This window comes from Marinobacterium sp. xm-m-383, assembly GCF_013283255.1.
GTDB lineage: Bacteria > Pseudomonadota > Gammaproteobacteria > Pseudomonadales > Balneatricaceae > Marinobacterium_E.
In genome coordinates this window covers 682279-705625 of sequence record NZ_WBYT01000001.1, presented here as the reverse complement: position 1 = coordinate 705625, position 23347 = coordinate 682279, and the positions used below count along the sequence as shown (strand labels likewise).

At 48.5% G+C, this 23347-nt stretch carries 25 protein-coding genes; 20 read left to right on the top strand and 5 right to left on the bottom strand.

Features of this window, described 5'->3' with window-relative positions:
* The 3 genes from XMM383_RS03380 to XMM383_RS03370 form a co-directional block, all read right to left on the bottom strand.
* Complete coding sequence (locus tag XMM383_RS03380) at positions 1-1719, bottom strand: proline--tRNA ligase (protein WP_173494509.1); 1719 nt, start codon at positions 1717-1719, stop codon at positions 1-3.
* A gap of 79 nt (positions 1720-1798) precedes the next feature.
* Positions 1799-2284 (bottom strand): DUF523 domain-containing protein, encoded by a 486-nt coding sequence (locus tag XMM383_RS03375; RefSeq protein ID WP_173482096.1) that lies wholly within the window; start codon positions 2282-2284, stop codon positions 1799-1801.
* Between the two features lie 141 nt (positions 2285-2425).
* Positions 2426-2860, bottom strand: a complete 435-nt coding sequence (locus XMM383_RS03370; RefSeq protein WP_173483480.1) for a MaoC family dehydratase — start codon at positions 2858-2860, stop codon at positions 2426-2428.
* Between the two features lie 146 nt (positions 2861-3006).
* Between XMM383_RS03370 and fabV the strand changes: the two genes are divergently transcribed.
* From fabV to XMM383_RS03355, 3 genes are all read left to right on the top strand, one after another.
* Positions 3007-4200, top strand: coding sequence for an enoyl-ACP reductase FabV (gene fabV, locus XMM383_RS03365; protein ID WP_173494508.1), 1194 nt, complete (start codon positions 3007-3009; stop codon positions 4198-4200).
* Positions 4201-4368: 168 nt separating this feature from the next.
* Positions 4369-5454: a ferrochelatase gene (hemH, locus tag XMM383_RS03360; protein WP_173482093.1), complete on the top strand. Its 1086-nt coding sequence runs from the start codon at positions 4369-4371 to the stop codon at positions 5452-5454.
* Positions 5455-5539: 85 nt separating this feature from the next.
* Positions 5540-5725: a hypothetical protein gene (locus XMM383_RS03355; protein ID WP_173482092.1), complete on the top strand. Its 186-nt coding sequence runs from the start codon at positions 5540-5542 to the stop codon at positions 5723-5725.
* 8 nt (positions 5726-5733) lie between these two features.
* Here XMM383_RS03355 and XMM383_RS03350 read toward each other — a convergent pair whose 3' ends face one another.
* Both XMM383_RS03350 and XMM383_RS03345 read right to left on the bottom strand, forming a co-directional pair.
* Entirely contained in the window at positions 5734-6102 is a 369-nt protein-coding gene (locus XMM383_RS03350; protein WP_173482091.1) for a hypothetical protein, read from the bottom strand.
* Positions 6103-6149: 47 nt separating this feature from the next.
* Entirely contained in the window at positions 6150-7277 is a 1128-nt protein-coding gene (locus tag XMM383_RS03345; RefSeq protein WP_173482090.1) for a GNAT family N-acetyltransferase, read from the bottom strand.
* Between the two features lie 53 nt (positions 7278-7330).
* Here XMM383_RS03345 and XMM383_RS03340 point away from each other — a divergent pair, with 53 nt between their 5' ends.
* From XMM383_RS03340 to XMM383_RS03260, 17 genes are all read left to right on the top strand, one after another.
* Positions 7331-7774 carry an HIT domain-containing protein gene (locus XMM383_RS03340; protein WP_173482089.1) on the top strand — a complete coding sequence of 148 codons (444 nt, stop codon included), beginning with the start codon at positions 7331-7333 and terminating at the stop codon, positions 7772-7774.
* Positions 7775-8012: 238 nt separating this feature from the next.
* On the top strand, positions 8013-9776 hold the full coding sequence (aspS, locus tag XMM383_RS03335; RefSeq protein ID WP_173489143.1) for an aspartate--tRNA ligase: 1764 nt from the start codon (positions 8013-8015) through the stop codon (positions 9774-9776).
* Between the two features lie 341 nt (positions 9777-10117).
* A complete protein-coding gene (gene ruvC / locus XMM383_RS03330; RefSeq protein WP_173484071.1) occupies positions 10118-10636 on the top strand; it encodes a crossover junction endodeoxyribonuclease RuvC in 519 nt (172 codons plus the stop codon).
* A 45-nt stretch (positions 10637-10681) separates the two neighbouring features.
* Entirely contained in the window at positions 10682-11314 is a 633-nt protein-coding gene (ruvA, locus tag XMM383_RS03325; RefSeq protein ID WP_173482086.1) for a Holliday junction branch migration protein RuvA, read from the top strand.
* A gap of 1 nt (position 11315) precedes the next feature.
* Positions 11316-12329, top strand: coding sequence for a Holliday junction branch migration DNA helicase RuvB (gene ruvB / locus XMM383_RS03320; protein ID WP_173482085.1), 1014 nt, complete (start codon positions 11316-11318; stop codon positions 12327-12329).
* A gap of 6 nt (positions 12330-12335) precedes the next feature.
* Positions 12336-12752, top strand: coding sequence for a tol-pal system-associated acyl-CoA thioesterase (gene ybgC / locus XMM383_RS03315; RefSeq protein WP_173489144.1), 417 nt, complete (start codon positions 12336-12338; stop codon positions 12750-12752).
* 12 nt (positions 12753-12764) lie between these two features.
* Entirely contained in the window at positions 12765-13442 is a 678-nt protein-coding gene (gene tolQ / locus XMM383_RS03310) for a protein TolQ (protein ID WP_173482083.1), read from the top strand.
* Between the two features lie 9 nt (positions 13443-13451).
* Positions 13452-13868, top strand: coding sequence for a protein TolR (gene tolR, locus XMM383_RS03305; RefSeq protein ID WP_173489145.1), 417 nt, complete (start codon positions 13452-13454; stop codon positions 13866-13868).
* A gap of 4 nt (positions 13869-13872) precedes the next feature.
* On the top strand, positions 13873-14820 hold the full coding sequence (gene tolA, locus XMM383_RS03300; RefSeq protein WP_173494507.1) for a cell envelope integrity protein TolA: 948 nt from the start codon (positions 13873-13875) through the stop codon (positions 14818-14820).
* Positions 14814-16124, top strand: a complete 1311-nt coding sequence (gene tolB, locus XMM383_RS03295; protein WP_173494506.1) for a Tol-Pal system beta propeller repeat protein TolB — start codon at positions 14814-14816, stop codon at positions 16122-16124. Before tolA ends, tolB begins: the two co-directional genes overlap by 7 nt.
* A 308-nt stretch (positions 16125-16432) precedes the next feature.
* Positions 16433-17773: a Na(+)-translocating NADH-quinone reductase subunit A gene (locus tag XMM383_RS03290; RefSeq protein ID WP_173494505.1), complete on the top strand. Its 1341-nt coding sequence runs from the start codon at positions 16433-16435 to the stop codon at positions 17771-17773.
* Between the two features lie 13 nt (positions 17774-17786).
* Positions 17787-18995 carry an NADH:ubiquinone reductase (Na(+)-transporting) subunit B gene (locus tag XMM383_RS03285; protein ID WP_173482078.1) on the top strand — a complete coding sequence of 403 codons (1209 nt, stop codon included), beginning with the start codon at positions 17787-17789 and terminating at the stop codon, positions 18993-18995.
* Positions 18985-19767 (top strand): Na(+)-translocating NADH-quinone reductase subunit C, encoded by a 783-nt coding sequence (locus XMM383_RS03280; protein ID WP_173482077.1) that lies wholly within the window; start codon positions 18985-18987, stop codon positions 19765-19767. The genes XMM383_RS03285 and XMM383_RS03280 overlap by 11 nt, the downstream gene beginning before the upstream one ends.
* Before the next feature lie 2 nt (positions 19768-19769).
* Positions 19770-20429 carry an NADH:ubiquinone reductase (Na(+)-transporting) subunit D gene (locus XMM383_RS03275; RefSeq protein ID WP_173482076.1) on the top strand — a complete coding sequence of 220 codons (660 nt, stop codon included), beginning with the start codon at positions 19770-19772 and terminating at the stop codon, positions 20427-20429.
* Positions 20429-21037 carry an NADH:ubiquinone reductase (Na(+)-transporting) subunit E gene (gene nqrE / locus XMM383_RS03270; protein ID WP_173482075.1) on the top strand — a complete coding sequence of 203 codons (609 nt, stop codon included), beginning with the start codon at positions 20429-20431 and terminating at the stop codon, positions 21035-21037. The genes XMM383_RS03275 and nqrE overlap by 1 nt, the downstream gene beginning before the upstream one ends.
* Before the next feature lie 30 nt (positions 21038-21067).
* A complete protein-coding gene (gene nqrF, locus XMM383_RS03265) occupies positions 21068-22297 on the top strand; it encodes an NADH:ubiquinone reductase (Na(+)-transporting) subunit F (RefSeq protein ID WP_173482074.1) in 1230 nt (409 codons plus the stop codon).
* Positions 22298-22300: 3 nt separating this feature from the next.
* A complete protein-coding gene (locus tag XMM383_RS03260) occupies positions 22301-23347 on the top strand; it encodes an FAD:protein FMN transferase (protein WP_173484066.1) in 1047 nt (348 codons plus the stop codon).

Below are 23347 nucleotides of genomic sequence, written 5' to 3'. Positions count from 1 at the left end.
TTATTGGCCCAGTTTCGCGATCAGCGCGTCCACGGCATTATCCAGTGGAAGATCAGAGGCTTTAGCGTCACGACGGCCTTTGTACTCAAGTTGGCCGGCTGCAATACCGCGGTCAGAGATCACCAGGCGGTGTGGAATGCCTGTTAGCTCCATGTCAGCAAATTTAACCCCTGGGCGCTCTTTGCGGTCGTCTAGTAGTACATCAACGCCCTTAGCCTTCAGTTCTGAGTAGAGTTTGTCCGATAACGCTTTTACGTCATCAGATTTATCGTAGTTCAGTGGTACCAGAGCAACGGTGAAAGGTGCTAGGGATTCAGGCCAGATGATGCCGTTCTCATCGTGATTCTGCTCAATGGCAGCTGCAACGACACGAGTAACACCGATACCGTAACAACCCATAGTCATTGGCACCGCTTTTCCGTTTTCATCCAATACCGTTGCATTCATCGCTTCGGAGTACTTCAAGCCCAACTGGAAAATGTGTCCCACTTCGATACCGCGACGAATGTTCAGCGTACCTTTGCCGTCTGGACTTGGATCGCCAACCTGCACGTTGCGAAGGTCTGCAACGCGTGGGGTTGGAAGATCACGCTCCCAGTTAATTCCGAAATAGTGTTTACCATCGATGTTAGCACCGGCACCAAAGTCCGACGCGCACGCCACTGCACGATCAATAACGATTGGCATAGGAAGGTTGACTGGACCAAGGGAGCCTGGACCAGCGCCCACAATCGCGCGAATCTCTTCTTCAGTCGCCATAGTCAGAGGAGAGGCAACTTCAGGCTGCTTCTCGGCCTTAATCTCATTTAACTCATGGTCGCCACGAACCAGAAGGGCAACTATGTCTGAATCAACCTCATCTGACGCTTTGACCATTAAGGTTTTAATCGTCTTCTCGATCGGTAGGTTGTGCTGTTCAACGAGCGCGGCAATGGTTTTAGCATCAGGCGTGTCAACCAAACGCATCTCTTCTGTAGGTGCATCCGGAGCGGCTTTAGGTGCGATTGCTTCCGCCATTTCAACATTGGCTGCGTAATCGCTGCTGTCAGAGAAGGCGATATCATCTTCACCAGAAGCGGCAAGAACGTGAAACTCATGAGAGCCGGTACCCCCAATAGAACCGTTATCGGCAATGACTGGACGGTAATCTAGGTTAAGGCGGTCGAAGATGCGAACGTAAGCATCAAAGTAGTCGTCGTAGGTCTTCTGTAGTGACTCTTGGTTGATGTGGAAGGAGTAGCCATCCTTCATAACAAATTCACGTGAGCGCATTACACCGAAACGCGGACGAATCTCATCACGGAATTTGGTTTGAATTTGGTAAAAGTTAGCCGGTAGCTGTTTGTAACTCTTAAGCTGGTTGCGAACCAGATCGGTAATCACCTCTTCGTGAGTCGGTCCAACACAGAAATCACGCTGGTGACGATCTTTCAAACGGAGCAGTTCAGGTCCGTACTGTTCCCAGCGGCCTGACTCTTGCCACAATTCAGCCGGCTGAATCGCAGGCATCAGTAGCTCCTGAGCACCCGAAGCATCGAGCTCTTCGCGAATGATCTTTTCAACCTTGCGCAGTGTTTTAAGACCCATCGGTAGCCAGGTGTATAGGCCTGATGCCAGTTTGCGGATGAGGCCCGCACGAAGCATTAACTGATGACTGATAACCTCTGCATCAGCAGGAGTCTCTTTGACGGTCGCAATAAGAAATTGACTAGCACGCATGGTGAAATTGTTTCCAGCTCAAATAAAAAGAGCCCATAGTTTAAGGATGGGCTCTTTCGGCTACAAGTTTTAAAAACAATTATGCGGTTTCAGATACTAAATCTAGCTCTTCTAACATCGCTTCTAAGCGATCAATTTCCGTCTCATTAAAGACTGGGATGCCAGACTCAATGACCTCTTGCGCTGCAATACCAGCGCCAGACGCCTCTTTACCACTGAAGGCAGCGCCTGAGATGTCGCGATTACCACAGGCTGGGCTATCTGCTTTCATCAAAGCCGCAACGCACCCCTCTCGCTTTGCCAGTTCTGCTGTGAGCTCGGCGCCAAGAACAAACTGCGGAGTAACGTCTTCGCCTTCATCTGTGATGACTTCAACCGGAATACGACGAGCAATAGTGGCGTAGGGGCGAGGGACAGTGAGACCACCGGCGACCTCGGGACAGATCCTAACGAGGCGATCTTCGTTTTGTAGCCTCTCTAGCAGGGGGTGATTAATGAGGTTGTGACGTCCATCGTATCGAACGTTTTCGCCCAAAAGACAGGCGCTGATAAGCACTTTATTCATAAATGTGTGACCGTGTTTTTTTATTATTGTGTCGTAGATGTCGCTGTACGACGATTTAGTGGTTGGCGATCATACAGAAGTGGAAAGGGGAAGTCAGCCTGTGAGTCTCAATCAATGGTCTTACACAGGCTGTTAGGCTGTTTAAGCCTCTGGACGGGCGTCCACCATAAAGGTTGCTTCACCCGTTGCGATTACCTTGTCGCCAACATAAACGTTGGTGTCACAAAGGACACGACGACGGCGTTCATTGATCTCTTTAACGGTGATTTCTGCTCTCGCTGTTTGCCCGATAAAAAGGGGTGCCTTGAACTTAATCTGCTGATCAACATAGATCGCTCCAGGTCCAGGAAGTTTCGTACCGGCCACAGTAGAGATTAATGCCGCACTTAGCATGCCGTGGGCAATGCGCTGGCCGAATGGAGTTGTCGCCGCATACTCTTCGTTGATGTGTACAGGATTGGTGTCACCCGAAATGCCTGCAAAGCCATAGACATCTGCCTCAGAAATGGTCTTTGCAAAACTGTCGCTCATACCAACTTCAAGGTCTTCTAAGTAGTAGCCGTGTAAATTATCCATAAATCATCCTAAACAGTGTGGAATTGGGTTTTTGCAACAGGTTACTCACTTTTTCATGGGGTGCAAGAGAGGTTTCAAGATTCCCCAGTGGGGATAAATCAGGTATCTTTGCGTTACGTTATATTGAATGGACTAAACTTTCTACCATGATCATTAAACCAAAAATTCGCGGTTTCATCTGCACAACAACTCACCCAACAGGCTGTGAAGCAAACATTCGCGAGCAAATTGCGAAGACTCAAGCGCAAGGAACGATTGATGGTCCTAAGCGTGTACTTATTGTAGGTGCATCATCGGGTTATGGTTTGAGTTCACGTATAACAGCAGCCTTTGGTGCGGGTGCTTCTACCATTGGTGTCTTCTTTGAAAAAGAGGGAACCGAGAAGAAACCAGGTACCGCGGGTTGGTATAACTCGGCGAGTTTTGAAAAGCTGGCCCACGAAGCAGGGCTTTACGCTAAATCGATTAACGGCGACGCTTTCTCTCATGAAGCGAAAGCGAAAACCATTGAGATGATCAAAGAGGACTTAGGTCAAATTGATCTTGTGGTCTATTCGCTGGCGTCTCCTGTTCGTAAAATGCCAGACTCTGGTGAGGTGATTCGTTCTGCCTTGAAGCCGATCGGTGAGGTCTACCGTTCAACAGCGATCGATACTAACAAAGATGTCATCATCGAAGCGGAAGTCGAACCAGCCAATCAAGAAGAGATCGACGCAACCGTCAAAGTGATGGGCGGTCAGGATTGGGAGCTTTGGATCGAAGCTCTGGATGAAGCAGGAGTTTTGGCTGACGGTGCTAAAACCGTTGCTTACAGCTACATTGGTACCGATATCACTTGGCCGATCTACTGGCACGGTACCCTTGGTAAAGCGAAGCAGGATTTGGATCGTGCTGCCTCTGAATTGAATGCGCGCTTGTCGAAAAAGGGTGGTCAAGCAAACGTAGGGGTTCTTAAGTCCGTTGTGACACAGGCCTCGTCTGCTATTCCTGTGATGCCACTCTATCTAGCTATGGTGTTCAAAATCATGCGTGCTGAAGGTGTTCATGAAGGGTGCCAAGAGCAGATTGACCGACTATTCCGCACCGGTCTCTACGGTGACAGCTGCGAAATGGACGAAGGCAACCGCTTCCGTCTAGATGATTGGGAGCTTCGTGACAGTATTCAAACGGCGTGTAAAGCCCTATGGCCAGATGTCACTTCTGAAAATCTGTTTGAATTGACCGATTACCAACTCTACAAAGATGAGTTCTTGAAGCTGTTCGGCTTCGGTATTGACGGTGTTGATTACGACGCTGAAGTGGATACTTTGGTTCCGTTCAAGCCACTCGAATTGTCTTAATACAAGTCAACTCAAAAAAAACCGGCTATGTGCCGGTTTTTTATTGTCAGTTGCTACAGGTGATCGTAAAGCCCATAGAGTGCGTATGGATTTTTCTGATTTCAGTCTTGGTGCACTCACATAAGATTGGCTACACTGTCACCATCAAACATTTAGAGCGTTTTTTAGATGAAATACAAAGGCTTTCCAAAATTTTCTCATAGCCAGAAAGATAAAATCGGCGTCCTTGTGACCAATCTGGGTACACCGGATGCACCGACTCCCAAAGCGCTTAAACGCTACCTTAAGGAGTTTCTTTGGGATCCTCGTGTCGTGGAAGTTCCGCGTCCAATTTGGTGGATGGTTCTCAATCTTATCATCTTAAATATACGCCCGAAGCGTTCTGCTGAAGCCTACTCAACCGTGTGGACGGACGAAGGCTCACCGCTTCTTACTCATACTAAAAATCAGACAGAAGCTATCCGTAACCATTTTGAATCGCTGTATGGCGATCGCGTCGTGGTTGATTTTGCGATGCGTTATGGCAATCCATCGATTGAATCAGTGCTAGATCGCATGCAAGAAGCGGGTGTTCGAAAGTTAGTAGTGTTGCCACTCTATCCGCAATACAGCGCTTCAACGACCGCTTCTACCTTTGATGCGGTAGCGAGTGATTTTCAAAAACGCCGTCTGATTCCAGATTTCCGTTTTATTCAGCAGTACGCTGATGAACCTGCTTACATTGAGGCGGTAGCAGAGAAGATCCAAGCTCATTGGGCTGAGCATGGGCGAGCGGATAAACTCATTCTCTCTTATCATGGTGTACCAAAACGATACCTTTTAAATGGCGATCCGTACCACTGTCAGTGTCATAAAACGACACGACTGATTGCCGATCGTTTGGGGTTAGAAGAGGGGGAGTACATGACCTGCTTCCAGTCTCGATTTGGTCGCGAAGAGTGGTTGAAGCCATATACTGATGAGACGCTTAAATCCCTACCTGGCCAGGGTGTGAAATCTGTTCAGGTGGTCTGCCCTGGGTTTTCGTCTGATTGTCTTGAGACCATTGAAGAGATCGGTGAAGAGAACCGCGAATATTTCGAAGAGGCGGGTGGTGAGCGTTATGAATACATTGAAGCGCTAAACTCTGATGCATCACACATTAACATGCTGTGTGGATTGATTGATCGTGAACTTCAAGGGTGGATCTCCAAACCTGAAGATGATTATCAATTACGAGCATCCGAAGCCAAAGCTAAAGGCGCGGAACAGTAGAGTTTGTTCTGCGCTAAAAAGCACTTTGCCTAGTGAATACTTTAGGCCACAATAGAATCTAATCTATTGGATCAGGAGGTCTGTGATGTCTGCTACGAAACCGCACCCTAAATTTCTTGAAGCGATGAGTCAGTTGTCACAGATGGACGAAGATGAGCGATTATCAGAGGCGAACAAAGAGCTGTTTGATCAAGCGATCAAGTACGCCCCACTCGATATTCAGCCTCAATTGATTGCGATTCAGAAAAAGTACGAAACCCCACTGCACTGATTGCTCGTTTATTGATCACTCCAATGCGACAGCTGGGACTTTAACCTCTCAATTTTAGCTTCAGCTCGATCCTCTCTAATTTTCGGTGGCGTATCAGTTGTGCGTCGCCCACCGTAAGACTGAACGGTCACTTGCCCATGTTTGACCTCGCTGGCGCGTTTAACACTGTTAGCGCGTCGATCAAAAGGTGAAGTACGACGTTCGGGGCCTTCATAGGCATCATGAATCGCCTGTCGCCACCAGTCATAAGCCGCATCATAAGAGACCAGTAGTTCGCTGGCGCGCTCTCCAGAGGGGAATTCCCAAAAGTAACGTATCTTTCCTTCTACAAGGTCACGAATAAGATAAGCGTCTTTGAGCTGGTTGAGCAGTGTCATGTTTAGTCCGTTAAATGGATTGTCTGGAATCTTTTCATAAGAGTAGACTATAAATCTGTGTTCTTAAACGGAAGTCTTTCAGATAAGTAAGATTTTTGTGATGACAGATAGTCCCGCTCCTCATCAACGAAGTTAGCGATCGCTTTGTGAAATTCTGGGTGATTAACCCAATGTACAGAGTGAGTAAATATAGGTTCAAAACCGCGCTTAATCTTATGTTCTCCCTGTGCACCTGAGTCAAAGCGCTTGAGCTGTCGTGCAATGCAGTAGTCGATCCCCTGGTAGTAGCAGGTCTCGAAGTGCAGCGCGTCATACTCTTCATAACAGCCCCAATAGCGACCATAGAGCGTACTGCTGTCATGGAAGGATAGGGCGCCCGCAACGATTTTTCCGTCAAGTTGTGCAAAGACAAACAGCATCTGCTCGGGCATGGTGTGCACTAATTCGGTAAAGAAACTCTCATTTAGGTAGGGCTCACGTCCCCGTTTAAGGTAGGTGAGTGAGTAGAGTTCGTAAAACTGCTGAAGTTGATCTTGGGTAATATCTGAACCTGAGAGGTGAATGAATTTAAACGCCTCGGTTTTTTCGCGCTCTTTACGCAGCTCTTTGCGTTTTCGAGAAGTGAGCCCTTCTAGGAAGTGGTTAAAGTCACGATAATCTCTATTAAACCACTGATACTGCAGTCCGCTTCTGATTAACAAATCCCTAGGCAGAGCGCTTTTTATCGATGAGTCGTTTGGAAAGAGAAGGTGCCAGCTCTCTAATTTGTACTCGCTAGCAAAGGTTTTAATCGCTTGGGATATTCTCTGTAGAGACTCTTCAGCTTTCAGTTTACCTACCCATCTCGGGCCGGTTGATGGCGTAAAAGGGACTGCGCTTAGAAGCTTTGGATAGTAGTTTAAGCCGGATTGATGGAAAGCGTTTGCCCAACTCTGATCAAAAACATACTCACCCCAAGAGTGGTATTTAATATAGAGAGGGAGATAGATAATCGTCTCACCCTCCTCAATTAATTCTAAGTGACAGGGTTGCCAACCCTGTTCCGTCGAAACAGACCCTGAATGTTCCATCGCGGCCAAGAATTCATGACGCAGAAAGGGATAGTCGGAATCCTTAAGTTCATTCCAACGATGCTTATCAATACTATTAATGGATTGATGAGTCCTAATTTCCATCTGCTTGGTCTATATTTAAGAAAAGGTTAGGTCGTTACGAGGAGTATATAGAAATGGATGAACTAGAACTCGAATTTCAGTTAGATGCTCAACTTGCTGCGGATACGATTAAGTTGGGTGATTTCCCGCTCTCTTCGGTTTTGCTGATGAATGATAGCCAATATCCTTGGCTGATTCTTGTACCTCGTCGTGCGGGTATGACAGAGATCTACCATCTCAGTGCAGAGGATCAACAGCAGATGCTGCTGGAGACCAGTGCACTGGCTCAAGCGTTATCCGATATCTTCGCGGCCAAAAAGATGAATGTTGCGAATCTAGGTAACATGGTTTCCCAATTGCATATACATGTTATCGCCCGGTTAGAGAGTGATCCTGCTTGGCCAGGACCAGTCTGGGGGAAAGTGCCAGCACAGCCTTACAGCTCAGATGAGCTAGCCTCTGTCAAAGAGCGTTTGGATGCCTTGTTAACCGGTGAAGTTGAGTTTAGAGCGGTATAATCAGCGTTTGACAGGTTGAAAACCAGTTACCGCTCTTCGTAGATAGTTTGACGTCCCAAAGGTGACAGGCCTTAAGCCTGTCACCCGCTCTAGAATCCACAAGATACTCTTTGAAATACCAAAAATTGCCCTGTAATAGCCTGTTAATTCAGGTATAATTCTCGCCTTTCGGCCATAGGCCTAACCATTTTAGTTAATACTCGTTTCAGCGGGTTTTAGTAGATAGGACAGCAGAGTTATGCGCAGCCACTATTGCGGCGATCTTCGTGAAGAACATATTGGACAAGAAATTACCCTGGCAGGTTGGGTGCACCGTCGTCGTGACCACGGTGGCGTAATCTTCCTAGATCTTCGTGATCGTGAGGGTTTGACACAGGTTGTGTTTGATCCAGATCGCGAAGAGAGTTTCGCGTTGGCGGATAGCTGCCGTAACGAGTTCGTAGTTGAGGTTAAAGGCCTTGTTCGTGCTCGGCCAGAGGGTACTACCAACCCGGATATGCCAACGGGTGCTATCGAGGTGCTGGGTAAAGAGCTGATCATCCTGAACAAGGCTGAAACTCCTCCTTTTCAGTTGGATGAGCACCAGCAAGTGGGTGAAGATGTTCGTCTTCGTCACCGCTACGTCGATCTCCGCCGTCCAGAGATTCAAGAGAAGCTTCGTTTCCGCTCTAAAGTGACTCACCAGGTTCGTGCTTACCTTGAAGATCAAGGTTTCCTAGATATCGAAACGCCGATCCTGACTCGTGCCACCCCAGAGGGTGCTCGTGACTACCTAGTTCCAAGCCGTACTCATGAAGGTAGCTTCTTTGCACTGCCTCAGTCACCACAGCTATTTAAACAGCTCCTTATGGTCTCTGGCTTTGATCGCTACTACCAAATTGCTAAGTGTTTCCGTGACGAAGATTTGCGTGCGGATCGTCAGCCAGAGTTCACTCAGATCGATATCGAGACCTCGTTCCTTGATGAACACGAGGTGATGGCAATCACTGAAAACATGATCCGTGGGCTGTTCAAAGATCAATTGAACATCGATCTAGGCGAGTTCCCGCACATGCCATACTCTGAGGCGATGCAGCGTTTTGGTTCTGATAAGCCAGATCTGCGCATTCCTATGGAGCTGGTTGATGTTGCAGATCTGGTCGCAAGTGTCGACTTTAAAGTGTTTGCTGGCCCAGCAACGGATCCAAAAGGTCGCGTCGCGGCTCTTAAAGTACCGGGCGGTTCTGAGCTGACTCGTAAGCAGATTGATGAGTACACTAAGTATGTATCAATCTACGGTGCGAAAGGTTTGGCGTGGATCAAAGTGAATGATCTAGCGGCTGGCGCTGAAGGCCTTCAGTCTCCAATCGTTAAGTTCTTGGGTGCAGAGATTGCGCTGCAGATTATGGAGCGCCTTGAAGCGAAAGATGGTGATCTTGTCTTCTTCGGTGCGGATAAAGCCAACATCGTTAACGAAGCCTTGGGTGCGCTGCGTATCAAAGTGGGTGAAGACCTTAACATGCTTGAGCGTGAGTGGGCGCCACTATGGGTTGTCGACTTCCCAATGTTCGAAGAGAACTCCGATGGCAGCATGACAGCGCTTCACCACCCATTCACAGCACCGAGCTGTTCACCAGAAGAGTTGATTGCTCAGCCTGAAGGTCAGCTGTCACGTGCCTACGACATGGTTCTTAACGGTTGTGAGCTTGGTGGTGGTTCGGTTCGTATCCACGATCAAGAGATGCAGAAAGCGGTCTTCAAAGTACTGGGTATCAGTGATGAAGAGGCGGACGAGAAGTTTGGATTCCTATTGAACGCGCTTAAGTTTGGTGCGCCACCACACGCGGGTCTGGCATTTGGTCTTGACCGTCTGATTATGCTGATGACGGGTTCTACTTCGATTCGTGAAGTGATCGCCTTCCCTAAAACTCAGTCAGCGGCTTGTCCAATGACTGAAGCACCGGGTGAAGTGAGCGCGGCTCAACTGCGTGACCTAAACATCAAGTTGCGTAAAACACCTTAATCGAGTGTTTGATTAAAAAAAACCGGCAGTAAGCCGGTTTTTTTGTGTCTCTGGAAAATGCTGAAAGACTTACAACTCGCAGATGCGAGTTGATCGCGGTTTTTCGCTGCGCTCAAATTCGCTCCTACAGTCGAGCTACGCAGAGAGATCGTTGCAAAGTCCTACTATAGGAGCGTATTGGCGCCCCGCGCCAAACCGCGATCGATTGGACTTGCTAATCGAATTTAATGCTCCGGTGACTGGCTTTAGCCTGTCAACCGCTGTCTGTTTAAGGTATTGGTCTCAATCACAACTACTGTTAGTATATACAGCATTAAAACAATCTCTACGACAGGCGACCGATGCTGATATTGGGAATCGACCCAGGTTCAAGAATTACCGGATACGGCATCATCAATGCTCAGGGTAATAAGGCTGAGTACGTTGCCAGTGGTTGTATCAAAATCGCAGATGCGACCCTTCCTGATAAGTTAAACCAAGTCTTTAGCGGTGTCTCTGAACTGATTGAGCGCTACCAGCCTCAAGAGTGTGCGATAGAGCAGGTCTTTATGTCTCGTAACGCTGACTCTGCGCTTAAGCTCGGGCAGGCTAGAGGGGCAGCTATCGTAGCGGCCGTCAATCGAGGCGTAGAGGTTCATGAATATGCGGCACGCCTGGTGAAGCAGGCAGTAGCTGGAACTGGCGCTGCGGATAAGGGGCAGGTCCAGATGATGGTGCAACGTATTTTGTCACTTCCGGGGTTGCCACAGATCGATGCGGCTGATGGGTTGGCCATCGCACTTTGTCATGCCTATACCCGTCAAGGCTTAATAGCGACAGCGGGAACTCGTCGTTCAGTAAAAGGGCGATGGAGATTGTAGATGCTTTCGAATAATATCAATGCGTTACTTTATTGAGGTCAGATTGTGATAGGTCGTTTAACAGGTGAATTGGTAGAGAAGTCACCTCCAGAGTTGCTGATAGATGTTTCCGGTGTCGGTTATGAACTGGAAGCGTCCATGAATACCTTCTACAAATTGCCGGATGTCGGCACCTTTGTAACGCTGTATACACACTTCGTTGTGCGTGAAGATGCACAGCTTCTTTATGGATTTGCCGACAAAAACGAACGCACTCTGTTTCGAACCCTGATCAAGGTGAATGGGGTGGGGCCTAAGTTGGCGTTGACCATTCTTTCGGGTATCTCCGTCCAAGAGTTCATTCGAACGGTTCAGCATGAGGACAGTACAGCCCTGGTACGTCTGCCGGGTGTCGGTAAAAAAACCGCTGAGCGTTTAATCATCGAGATGAAGGATAAGCTGGATCGACTTGAGCTACCGACCCGTGTTGAAGCGGAACTGAGTGATTTTGCAATGCCCATCGTGGATGCGAAGCCTACCGTCGATTACAGAGCAGATGCAGAGACGGCACTGGTCGCATTGGGTTATAAACCGCTGCAAGCAACTAAGGCGATTGAAAAAGCGGTCACCGAATTGGGTGAGACGGCCGATACAGAATCGTTGATTCGTCAGGCACTTAAGATGATGGTGGCAAGCTAAGATGCAGATTGAACCTGATCGTTTTATATCGCCGGTTAAGACACCCAATGAAGAGGTGCATGATCGCGCGGTTCGCCCTAAGACACTTCAAGACTATGAAGGTCAGCCGCAAGTTCGAGAGCAGATGGAGATCTTCATCCATGCCGCTCGCAAGCGTAATGAAGCACTGGATCATACTCTGATCTTTGGCCCGCCAGGATTGGGTAAAACCACACTGGCCAATATTATTGCCAATGAGATGGGCAGTGAAATTAAAACCACCTCTGGCCCTGTTTTAGAGAAAGCGGGTGATATTGCAGCTCTTCTGACCAATCTTGAGCCGGGAGATGTGCTCTTCATAGACGAGATTCATCGACTCAGTGCCAGTGTCGAAGAGGTACTCTATCCCGCGATGGAGGACTACCAGCTCGATATCATGATCGGTGAAGGCCCAGCTGCACGATCGATCAAACTGGAACTGCCCCCCTTTACGTTAGTCGGTGCTACGACACGTGCCGGCTTATTGACGTCACCACTGCGTGATCGTTTCGGTATTGTGCAGCGGTTAGAGTTCTATTCGATTGCCGATCTGACCAATATTGTCATGCGAACGGCACGTTTAAGTGGTTCTGAAATCGATGAGGGTGGTGCGCACGAGATTGCACGTCGTTCTCGCGGTACTCCTCGTATTGCCAACCGGCTCCTGCGCCGTGCACGTGACTTCTCTGAAGTGAAAGGGGATGGGCGTATCACCGAAGAGATGGCTGATCTGGCATTGAATATGCTCAATGTCGATCAACATGGTTTTGATCACATGGACCGTCGAATGCTGCTCGCCATGCTAGAAAAGTTTGGTGGTGGTCCTGTTGGTGTGGACAGTCTTGCGGCAGCCATTAGCGAAGAGCGTGACACCATCGAAGACGTTCTCGAGCCCTATTTGATTCAGCAAGGTTTTGTCATGCGCACGCCAAGAGGGCGGGTGCTAACCGACCATGCTTACCGATACTTTGGTGTCGATAAGCCTGAAGGAAACTAGTTTATTATGGCGTTTCAGTGGCCTGTCAGAGTCTACATAGAAGATACCGATTTTGGCGGTATTGTTTACTACGTTAATTATCTAAAATTTATGGAGCGTGCTCGGACGGAGTTGTTGCGTTCGGCGGGTTGGTCGCAGCAGGAACTGTCACAGCAAAATTTAATTTTTGTGGTAGGTTCAGTCGAAGCGCAGTATTTAGCGCCGGCTAAGCTTGATGATTCGTTAATTGTCAGAACGACCGTCAAAAAACCGCAAGGTGCACGCGTTAAATTTCTGCAAGCTGTTGTTAAGGAGGGGTCTGATAGAGTCCTCTGCCAAGCAGAAGTTGAAGTGATATCCGTCACTGGAGCCATGCGTCCGAAACGCTGGCCAAAAGAGTTAATTACATCAATCACCCAAGCGCATCCGGAAGCTTGGGATTAACAGGAGTTGAGTGTGGAAGATCAGCTGTCGATTTGGAGCCTCGTATTTGGTGCGAGTTTCGTCGTCCAGTTAGTTATGTTGTCGCTATTGGCGGCTTCGTTTTTATCTTGGGTTGTTATCTTTCAACGTCGCCGCGTCATTAGCGGTGCACAAAAAGCGTTTAAAGCATTTGAAGAGCGTTTTTGGTCGGGTGCCGATTTAGGTCAGCTTTACCGAGAAGCCAATGCTGAACCTAATTCAGAGAGCGGAGCTGAAAATATTTTCCGTGCCGGACTCAAAGAGTTTACACGCCTGACACAGCAGTCAAATGCTGATCCGGATATGGTGATGAACGGTGTACAGCGAGCCATGCGTGTCGCAATGGCTCGTGAAGAGGAGAAGCTCGAAGCGCACCTTCCTTTCCTTGCAACGGTGGGTTCTACCAGCCCCTATGTCGGTCTGTTTGGAACTGTGTGGGGTATCATGAATGCGTTTCGTGGTCTGGCTAACGTTCAGCAAGCGACGCTTGCCTCGGTTGCTCCAGGTATTTCAGAGGCCTTGGTCGCGACGGCTATAGGTCTGTTTGCGGCGATTCCTGCAGTGGTGGCCTACAACCGTTACTCAGCATCGGTGGATTCTTTGTTGAACAGTTACGAAACCTTTGCCGATGAGTTCTCTAGTATTCTCTACCGTCGCGTTCATGCTCGTTAAGGGTAAAAGATGATTAGGCGTCAGCGCGCAAAGCGCAAATTGAATGCAGAGATTAACGTCGTTCCCTATATCGATGTGACCTTGGTTCTGCTGATTATCTTTATGGTGACAGCCCCAATGTTGACTCAAGGCGTTGATGTGGAACTTCCGAAAGCCTCCTCTGAGCCTGTAGAGACTCAAGATGAAGAGCCTTTGATCGTGACGGTCGATGCAGAAGGGCTCTACTACATCAATTTGGGTGAAGATGAGACGGTTCCGAAAAGCGCCGAACAGATAGCGGGTCAGATCAGGCAGATACTCTCGGTTAACCCAGGAAAAATGATGTTGGTTCGAGGTGATCGCCAAGCGAGCTATGATCAGGTGGTTCAGTTAATGGTGCTATTACAGGGTGCTGGAGCTGAACGAGTCGGTTTGGTGACGGAGTAGATCTTTGTTCGATCGTAGTTATCTTCTGCCAACCCTTTTTGCTGCACTGGTTCATGCACTGGTGTTGGTGGTTATTTCAGGGGTTTGGATCGGTCAAGAGGTGGATCGTAAAGCGCAGCCGCGACATATCGAGGCTCGAATGGTCGATCTTTCGGCTCTGGCTGAAAAGAAAGCCGCTGAAGAGAAATTGATGAAAGATAAAGCGGCTGCAGAGGCTGCGAAGAAAAAAGCCGCGGAACGAGCCAAGAAAGCCAAAGCCGATGAGGCTAAGCGCAAGAAAGCAGCGGACGCTAAACGTAAAGCGGATGCTAAAAAAGCCGCTGATAAGAAAAAAGCCGATGAAGCTAAGCGCAAAAAAGCGGCTGAAGAGAAAAAGAGAGCAGAGGCTGAACGTAAAGCGGCAGAGCGTAAAAAAGCTGAAGCGGCTAAGAAAAAAGCCGATGCAGAGGCTAAAAAAGCCAAATTAAAAGCCGCAGAAGAGGCTAAGAAAAAGGCGGAAGCTAAGAAGCGTCAAGCGGAAGAGGCTAAACGCAAAGCAGCCCAAGAGGCTAAACGAAAAGCTGATGCAGAACGTAAGGCACGAGAGCAAGCCGAAGCAAAACGTCGCGAAGAGCTGGCAAGGCAGCGTGCCGCAGCAGCTGAAAGAGCAGCACAAACGGTCGCAGATGTAGGTGCCTACATTCGAACGCTAACAGAAGATAACTGGCGTCTGCCCTCTACAGCTCGTAACGGGATGACAGCGACCGTACGGATTCACTTCTTCCCATCGGGTGAGGTGGATCTGGCTGAGATTATTAAAAGCAGTGGTGACATGGCTTACGATCGATCAGTACTACAGGCGATTGAGCGTGTAGGGCAGTATGAGTTGATTGCAAGCGTCGATCCGATTACGTTTGAGCGTAATTTGCGTAGAGTGTTAATTGAATTTAGACCTGAGGGATTGAGATGGTAAATCTTTACCAATTTAAAAGCCTGATTTTTGTTCTGTTGTGGGCGCCACTAATCGTTAAAGCTGAATTGGTTGTCGAAGTGACACAGGGTCTTTCTGAGCCAACACCAGTAGCGGTTGTCCCTTTTAAGTGGACAGGGCAGGGTGCGCTTCCAGAAGATGTGGCACAGATTGTCGATCAGGATCTGTCACGTTCAGGTCTATTCACTACTTTACCAAGATCAGCGATGTTAAGCCTGCCTTCTGAGCGAAGCCAGGTCTTCTTCCGTGATTGGCGAATGACGAAGAGTGACTTCCTTGTGGTTGGTAAAATCGAGCCGATCTCTGCGACACGCGTTAGCCTTCGTTATGAACTTTATGATGTTCTTAAAGAGGAGAACATCATGATCCAGCCTCTAGAGAGTGACATTAACCAACTTAGAGATGCGGCTCACTTTATTGCGGATCAGATCTATCAGGCACTGACAGGCAATCGTGGTGCTTTTTCAACTCGCATCGTCTACGTCACCGCTGAACAGTTGACCAGTCAAACCTCTCGCTACCGTCTTGAGATGGCTGACTGGGATGGCAACCGTCCGCGTGTAATTTTAGAGTCACGCGAACCGATCATGTCACCGAGCTGGTCCGCGGATGGCAAGAAGATCGCTTACGTTTCGTTTGAAACGGGTCGTCCATCAATCTATGTTCAGTACCTGGCAACCGGGAAACGCGAACGAATCCAATCATTCTCCGGCTTGAATGGTGCGCCGGCTTGGTCACCTGATGGCAATAAGCTAGCACTGGTGCTCTCTAAAGACGGTAATGCCGAGATCTATGTGTTGGATGTGACCTCGGGTCAGTTGCAACGAGTGACTAATCACTATGGGATCGATACCGAGCCAAGCTGGGCGCCCGATGGTGAGTCGCTCTTCTTCACCTCTGACCGAGGAGGGTCGCCACAGATCTATCGTCTATTCTTGGCGACACGTCAAATGACTCGAGTAACCTACGAAGGAAACTACAACGCCCGTGCCAGCATGACCCCTGACGGTCGCTTCCTAGCGTTGATTCACCGCTCAGGTGGGTCAGGTAATCGCTTCTCTGTTGCGGTATTGGATCTAAAGACTGATCGACTCGATATTCTGACAGAGACCGGTTTGGAAGAGTCTCCCACCATTGCGCCTAATGCCAGCGTAGTCCTTTATGCAACGCAAGAGGGTAATCAAGGTGTGCTATCAGCAGTCTCTTTGGATGGTCAGGTACGATTTAGAATGCCGAATACTCGTGGTGATGTTCGCGCTCCAGCATGGAGTCCCTACCTTTATTAATCTTGGTAGTTTAATTCCACACAACCGGGCAGGTTATTCCTGCCCGGCATAAACACCCCCGCCTTCAGTTTTAAAAAGCATCTATATAACAAACCGTTAACTGTTTATTCAAAATTAGTTAGCTGTTTGTCCTGTAAATTAACTACATAATCACTGAAAGCCCCTCTCCCTCTGTAGCGGCAATAAACCTCTGTCAGGTATAATTTGCGCGATTTTGGGAAAGGTCCGTCTGTACGATTGAGCTTCAAAAGAGCGAGATGGTTTCAGTACGAGGCTTTAAAAATTTTTAGCGGATTGGAATAAAGCGAATGATCAAGATCAGAAAGGGTCTAGATCTGCCTATCACAGGTGCACCAGAACAGAAGGTATCTCCTTCAGCTGATGTTAAAACTGTGGCGCTTCTAGGAGCCGATTACGTTGGTCTAAAACCAACGATGATGGTTCGGGAAGGGGATCGAGTAAAACTCGGTCAGGTGATCTTTACTGATAAGAAGAATGATGGCGTTCAATTCACAGCTCCTGGTGCAGGGGTTGTTACTGCGATTAATCGCGGTGAACGTCGAGTGCTACAGTCAGTCGTCATTGAATTGGATTCAGACGAAGACGCAGTTGAGTTTTCTAGTTACGCAGCTTCTGAGCTTGCCTCTTTAGAAGAGTCTCAGGTTCGTGAAAACCTAATTGCTTCAGGCTTGTGGGCTTCTCTAAGAACTCGTCCTTTCGGTAAGGTGCCAGCAGTCGATGCGGTACCAAGCTCGATCTTTGTGACTGCGATGGACACCAATCCATTAGCGATGGACCCAAACGTTGTTCTAAATGCCGAAAAAGAGGCGTTTGAACAGGGTCTAACTGTTCTGACTCGCATCCAAGCCAACAACGTTTATCTCTGTGCAGCTCCAGGTACAGAGCTACCTTCAGTATCAGGTGTTACAACAGAAACCTTTGAAGGTACTCACCCTGCCGGCAACGTAGGTACACACATTCACTTCCTTGATCCGGTTCACCGTAACAAGCAGGTATGGTACTTGGGTTACCAAGATGTGATCGCGATTGGTAAGTTATTTACAACGGGTCGTTTGAGCACTGAGCGTTACCTATCTTTAGCGGGTCCTCAGGTTGAAGTGCCTACGCTGCTTAAAACACGTGTTGGTGCGTCACTTGATGAGTTGACGGCTGGTCAGCTTAAAGCTGGCGATAACCGTGTGATCAATGGCTCTGTTTGGAATGGTGCTAAAGCGTCTGGTCCAACCGCTTACCTTGCGCGTTACGCCAACCAGGTAAGCGTTCTTCGTGAAGGCACAGAACGTGAATTCATGGGTTGGGTAGCACCAGGCACAGAGAAATTCTCTGTGATGAACATGTTTGTATCTATGTTCAAGCCGGGTAAAAAGTTTGCCTTTACTACAACAACAAACGGTTCAGAACGTGCCATGGTTCCTACTGGTCAGTTTGAACGTTTGATGCCCCTAGATATTCTTCCAACTCAACTGCTTCGTTCACTGGTTGTCGGCGATATCGCTGTTGCTATGGACCTTGGTTGTCTTGAGCTGGAAGAGGAAGATCTGGCGCTCTGTACTTTTGCCTGCCCAGGTAAATATGAGTACGGCGAGATCCTTCGTGACAACCTTTCTCGTATAGAGAAAGAAGCCTAAGGAGGAGAAGATTATGAGCTTACGTGGTTTTTTTGATTCTTTAGAACCTCACTTCCACAAAGGTGGTAAGTACGAGAACTGGTACGCACTCTACGAAGCGGTAGATACCATTTTCTACACGCCAGGTGCCGTGACTAAGACAGCCTCACACGTTCGTGATGCGGTTGACCTAAAACGTATGATGATCCTGGTTTGGATGTGTACCTTCCCTGCGGTATTTGCTGGCCTGTACAATGTTGGCTTCCAAGCAAACAGCGCAATGGAAGTGCTTGGCCTGACCGAAGCGGAAGGCTGGCGGGGTGCTGTAATTTCTGCTCTTGCAGGTTACGACGCAACAAGCGCCTGGGATAACATCCTACATGGTGCCATGTACTGGCTACCCATCTATGCAACGACCTTTATTGTAGGTGGCTTCTGGGAAGTCCTATTTGCAATGAAGCGTGGCCATGAAGTGAACGAAGGTTTCTTCGTAACTTCGATCCTTTTCTCACTGATTCTTCCTCCGACTGTTCCGCTATGGCAGGTCGCACTGGGCATCAGCTTTGGTGTTGTTATCGGTAAAGAGGTGTTCGGTGGTACTGGTAAAAACTTCCTTAACCCAGCACTGACAGGCCGTGCATTCCTATTCTTTGCTTACCCAGCACAGATGTCAGGTGATGCGATCTGGACCGCAGTTGATGGCTTCTCAGGTGCAACACCGCTTGGTCTAGCCGCTGCAGGTGGTATCGAGGGCGTTCTTGCTGCAAACGTGACTTGGATGGATGCTTTCCTAGGCTCGATTCAAGGTTCAGTGGGTGAAACCTCAACATTGGCGATCATGATTGGTGGTGCAGTGTTGCTGTTTGCTCGTGTTGCCGCGTGGCGAATTGTTGCCGGTGTTTTCCTCGGCATGGTTGCGACCACGTTACTGTTCAATGCGATCGGTTCTGAAACCAATCCAATGTTCAGCGTTCCTTTCTACTGGCATCTTGTTATGGGTGGATTCGCGTTCGGTATGTTCTTTATGGCGACCGACCCAGTTTCTGGCTCAATGACGGATAAAGGTAAGTGGGTTTTTGGTGCTCTAATCGGCGTGATGGTTGTTCTTATCCGCGTGGTTAACCCAGCATTCCCAGAAGGTATGATGCTCGCGATCCTATTCGCGAACCTCTTTGCGCCGCTCATCGATAATTTCGTGGTGCAAGCGAACATCAAACGGAGGATCGCACGTAATGTCGGCTAATAACGATACGATTAGCAAAACGGTTACGGTAACCGTTCTGCTATGTGTAATCTGTTCGGTAGTGGTGTCAGCAGCAGCTGTCATCCTTAAACCCAAACAGGTTGCTAACAAAGATCTTGACCGTAAGACAAACATTCTTGCGGCAGCGGGTCTTCTTCAACCAGGCAAATCGGTTGATGAGCTGTTCGCACAGATCACAACCAAAGTTGTTGATATGGAAACAGGCAAGTTCACTGATGCAGTAGACGGTGCTAAGTTCGATATCCAGAAGGCGGCTAAAGACCCTGCGCTATCAAAATCACTGTCGCGTGAAGATGATAAAGCGTCGATCAAGCGTCAGCCTAACTTCATGCCAGTCTACGTTGTAGAAGGCAATAACGGTGCACTGGATAAGATCATCCTGCCTGTTCACGGATACGGTCTTTGGTCAACGCTGTACGGCTTCCTAGCATTGGAAGGTGATCTAAATACAGTGGTCGGTCTAGGCTTCTACTCACACGCAGAGACTCCGGGTCTTGGTGGTGAGGTGGACAACCCAGCTTGGAAAGCGATCTGGCCGGGCAAAAAAGTCTACGCCAATGACATGCAGAAGCCAGAGCTTCAGCTGATCAAAGGTAAGGTTGATGCATCGACAGTTAACGCTGAGTACAAAGTTGACGGCCTTTCAGGTGCAACGTTGACGGGTAACGGTGTCACTAACCTTGTTCAATTCTGGATGGGCAAAAACGGCTACGCTCCGTTCTTGGCTAACCTTCGTGCAGGAGACGCTTAATCATGGCTAAGTCAAAAGAGATCTTGACGACCCCTATCTTTAAGGACAACCCAATTGCACTGCAAATCTTGGGTGTATGTTCTGCACTAGCGGTTACGTCAAACATGGCAACGGCACTGGTTATGTCGTTGGCTGTTATTGTGGTTACCGCATTCTCGAACATGTTCGTGTCGATTATTCGTAACCATATCCCGGGTAACATCCGTATCATCGTTCAGATGACGATCATTGCATCCTTGGTAATCGTTGTTGACCAGTTCCTGAAAGCCTACGCTTACGATATCTCTAAGCAGCTTTCGGTATTCGTTGGTTTGATCATCACTAACTGTATCGTAATGGGTCGTGCAGAAGCCTTCGCGATGAAGAACCCACCACTACCAAGCTTCTTAGATGGTATTGGTAACGGTCTTGGTTACGGCGCTGTATTGATGTTTGTCGGTTTCTTCCGCGAACTCTTTGGTGCAGGTTCACTGTTCGGTATCGAGATTCTTCCGCTAGTCACTAATGGTGGTTGGTACCAGAGCAACGGTCTATTGTTGCTTCCTCCAAGTGCCTTCTTCCTAATCGGTATCTTCATCTGGATCATCCGCTCTTGGGATCCAAAACAAGTTGAGGCGCCAGATTTTGAAATGGCGGCTAACACTAAAGGAGGTTCTCACTAATGGAACAGATGATCAGTCTTGCCGTTAAGGCGATCTTCGTTGAGAACATGGCGCTCGCATTCTTCTTGGGAATGTGTACCTTCTTGGCGATCTCTAAGAAGGTTCAAACAGCCTTTGGTTTAGGTGTAGCCGTTATCGTTGTATTGGCGATTACGACTCCAGTAAACAACCTGATCTTCAACCTATTGCTTCGTGAAGGGGCATTGGCTTGGGCGGGTTACCCAGAAGTTGACCTTAGCTTCCTAGGTTACATCTCTTACATCGGCGTTATCGCTGCGATCGTTCAGATCCTAGAGATGTTCCTAGATAAATTCGTTCCAGCGCTTTACAACGCGTTGGGTGTCTTCCTACCACTGATCACAGTTAACTGTGCAATCATGGGTGCTGCGCTGTTCATGGTTGAGCGTGACTACACCTTTGGTGAGAGTGTTGTTTACGGCACGAGCGCAGGTATCGGTTGGGCACTTGCGATCACAGCCTTGGCTGGTATTCGTGAGAAGCTGAAGTACTCAGATGTACCAGAGGGTCTACGTGGTCTAGGTATCACCTTCATCACTGTCGGTCTGATGTCGCTAGGCTTCATGTCATTCTCTGGCGTGTCTCTGTAACTGGTCTACTAGGAGAGGAATGAATTAGCTATGAATGCAGAAATCATCCTAGGCGTGGTGATGTTTACAGTCGTGGTACTGGCACTGGTTGCTATTATCTTGGCTGCCCGCGCTAAGCTGGTTAGCTCCGGCAATGTAACAATTGAAATTAACGGTGATCCTGAAAAAACAATCACAGTGCCTGCAGGCGGTAAATTGCTGCAGACTCTAGCGGACAAGGGTGTATTCCTTGCCTCTGCTTGTGGTGGTGGCGGTACCTGTGCCCAGTGTAAGTGTGAAGTTCATGAAGGTGGCGGTTCTATGTTGCCTACTGAAGAGTCACACTTCACAATGCGTGAAGCAAAAGAGGGCTGGCGTCTAAGCTGTCAGGTGCCTGTTAAACAGGACATGAAGATTCATGTTGAAGATGATGTCTTCGGCGTTAAGAAGTGGACCTGTACGGTTGACTCTAACCCGAACGTCGCAACCTTCATCAAAGAGCTGACCCTGCGTCTGCCTGAAGGCGAGAACGTCGACTTCCGTGCAGGGGGTTACGTTCAGCTAGAGTGTCCACCACACACCGTAAACTACAAAGACTTCGCAATCGAGGAAGAGTACCACCCAGATTGGGATAAGTTCGATATCTGGCGTTACGTCTCTAAAGTCGACGAAACAACGATTCGTGCTTACTCTATGGCGAACTACCCTGAAGAGCGCGGTGTGGTTAAGTTTAATATCCGTATTGCAACGCCACCTCCAGGTCGTGACGACGTGCCACCTGGCATCATGTCATCGTACGTATTTAGCCTGAAACCAGGTGATACGATTGATGTTTACGGTCCATTCGGTGAGTTCTTCGCTCGCGAGACTGACAATGAGATGGTCTTCATCGGTGGTGGTGCAGGTATGGCGCCGATGCGCTCACACATCTTTGATCAGCTTAAGCGTCTAAACTCTAAGCGTAAGATCTCTTTCTGGTATGGTGCACGTTCTGTTCGTGAAGCCTTCTACACAGAAGAGTTCGACAAGTTGGCTGAAGAGAATGAAAACTTCGAATGGCACCTAGCTCTGTCTGATCCACTTCCAGAAGATAACTGGGAAGGTCTGACTGGCTTCATCCATAACGTCCTTCTAGAGAACTACTTGAAGGATCATGAAGCGCCAGAAGATTGTGAGTACTACATGTGTGGACCACCAATGATGAACGCAGCGGTGATCGACATGCTACTCAACCTAGGTGTTGAACGTGAGAACATCATGCTTGACGACTTCGGTGGCTAATAGATGATTTCAGGTTTTCAAAGCCTTATTAAATGGCCGGTAGCTATGCTACTGGCCGTTTTTGTTCTAACGGGCTGTAACTTTTTTGAAAATGAGAAGGTGGTTGGCATTGATGGTCAAACCATGGGCACTACCTTCAGTATGCGCTGGGTTGACCTTAATGAAGATCGAATCAACGATATTCGCAATCGTGCCGGTAAGGTTCTAGCAACCGTTAATCAGCAGATGTCGACCTACATTCCTAATAGTGAACTCTCGACCTTTAATAAGCTTCCTGCAGGCAGTGAGATGGAAGTCTCAGACGCGCTGGCAGCGGTTGTAGAGCAGTCATTGACGATCAGTGAACGATCCGGCGGGGCGTTTGATGTCACAGTGGGTCCGTTGGTTAACCTTTGGGGCTTTGGGCCCAATGGCCGTATCGAAAAGGCACCTACCGAGGCAGAGATCGCTTCGTTGAAGGAACGTATTGGTTACCAAAAAGTCGAGGTTTTAAAAGACCCCACTCGTTTGCGAAAATTAGGACAGCAGTATGTTGATCTGTCGGCCATCGCTAAAGGCTACGGCGTTGATCAACTGGCTGAGACTCTCGAAGCCGAAGGTATTTACAACTATTTGGTTGAGATCGGCGGTGAGCTTCGCGCTAAAGGCTTGAAGCCAGATGGTTCACACTGGCGCATTGCCATTGAGTCACCGGCATCGATGGAGCGCAGTATCGGACGAATCATTAATGTTAAGGATACGGCGATTGCTACATCCGGTGATTACCGAAACTACTTTGAGGAAGGCGGTATCCGTTTTTCGCACACCATTAATCCTGAGACGGGTAAACCGATTACTCACCGCTTAGCGTCAGTAACCGTATTAACGCCGACCTGTGCTGAGGCGGATGCATTAGCAACGACCCTGATGGTCATGGGCGAAAACAGAGGCTTTGAGTTCGCCAAAGAAGAGGGGATAGCAGCCTACTTCTTATATAAGTCAGAGCAGGGTGATACATTTATCGAACAGGCAACAGCAGAGTTTGAAGCCTTTGTTCAAGAAGGAGAGTAA

Bases quoted from the DNA above. Each gene is read 5' to 3' on its own strand.
- tolB (WP_173494506.1), top strand. From the start codon at position 14,814: ATGGTAAATCTTTACCAATTTAAAAGCCTGATTTTTGTTCTGTTGTGG.
- nqrF (WP_173482074.1), top strand. From the start codon at position 21,068: ATGAATGCAGAAATCATCCTAGGCGTGGTGATGTTTACAGTCGTGGTA.
- XMM383_RS03375 (WP_173482096.1), bottom strand. From the start codon at position 2,284: ATGAATAAAGTGCTTATCAGCGCCTGTCTTTTGGGCGAAAACGTTCGA.
- ruvC (WP_173484071.1), top strand. From the start codon at position 10,118: ATGCTGATATTGGGAATCGACCCAGGTTCAAGAATTACCGGATACGGC.
- XMM383_RS03345 (WP_173482090.1), bottom strand. From the start codon at position 7,277: ATGGAAATTAGGACTCATCAATCCATTAATAGTATTGATAAGCATCGT.
- XMM383_RS03285 (WP_173482078.1), top strand. From the start codon at position 17,787: ATGAGCTTACGTGGTTTTTTTGATTCTTTAGAACCTCACTTCCACAAA.
- nqrE (WP_173482075.1), top strand. From the start codon at position 20,429: ATGGAACAGATGATCAGTCTTGCCGTTAAGGCGATCTTCGTTGAGAAC.
- ybgC (WP_173489144.1), top strand. From the start codon at position 12,336: ATGGCGTTTCAGTGGCCTGTCAGAGTCTACATAGAAGATACCGATTTT.
- XMM383_RS03355 (WP_173482092.1), top strand. From the start codon at position 5,540: ATGTCTGCTACGAAACCGCACCCTAAATTTCTTGAAGCGATGAGTCAG.
- XMM383_RS03370 (WP_173483480.1), bottom strand. From the start codon at position 2,860: ATGGATAATTTACACGGCTACTACTTAGAAGACCTTGAAGTTGGTATG.
- XMM383_RS03380 (WP_173494509.1), bottom strand. From the start codon at position 1,719: ATGCGTGCTAGTCAATTTCTTATTGCGACCGTCAAAGAGACTCCTGCT.
- XMM383_RS03340 (WP_173482089.1), top strand. From the start codon at position 7,331: ATGGATGAACTAGAACTCGAATTTCAGTTAGATGCTCAACTTGCTGCG.
- XMM383_RS03290 (WP_173494505.1), top strand. From the start codon at position 16,433: ATGATCAAGATCAGAAAGGGTCTAGATCTGCCTATCACAGGTGCACCA.
- ruvB (WP_173482085.1), top strand. From the start codon at position 11,316: ATGCAGATTGAACCTGATCGTTTTATATCGCCGGTTAAGACACCCAAT.
- XMM383_RS03275 (WP_173482076.1), top strand. From the start codon at position 19,770: ATGGCTAAGTCAAAAGAGATCTTGACGACCCCTATCTTTAAGGACAAC.
- aspS (WP_173489143.1), top strand. From the start codon at position 8,013: ATGCGCAGCCACTATTGCGGCGATCTTCGTGAAGAACATATTGGACAA.
- XMM383_RS03280 (WP_173482077.1), top strand. From the start codon at position 18,985: ATGTCGGCTAATAACGATACGATTAGCAAAACGGTTACGGTAACCGTT.
- XMM383_RS03350 (WP_173482091.1), bottom strand. From the start codon at position 6,102: ATGACACTGCTCAACCAGCTCAAAGACGCTTATCTTATTCGTGACCTT.
- XMM383_RS03260 (WP_173484066.1), top strand. From the start codon at position 22,301: ATGATTTCAGGTTTTCAAAGCCTTATTAAATGGCCGGTAGCTATGCTA.
- fabV (WP_173494508.1), top strand. From the start codon at position 3,007: ATGATCATTAAACCAAAAATTCGCGGTTTCATCTGCACAACAACTCAC.
- tolR (WP_173489145.1), top strand. From the start codon at position 13,452: ATGATTAGGCGTCAGCGCGCAAAGCGCAAATTGAATGCAGAGATTAAC.
- hemH (WP_173482093.1), top strand. From the start codon at position 4,369: ATGAAATACAAAGGCTTTCCAAAATTTTCTCATAGCCAGAAAGATAAA.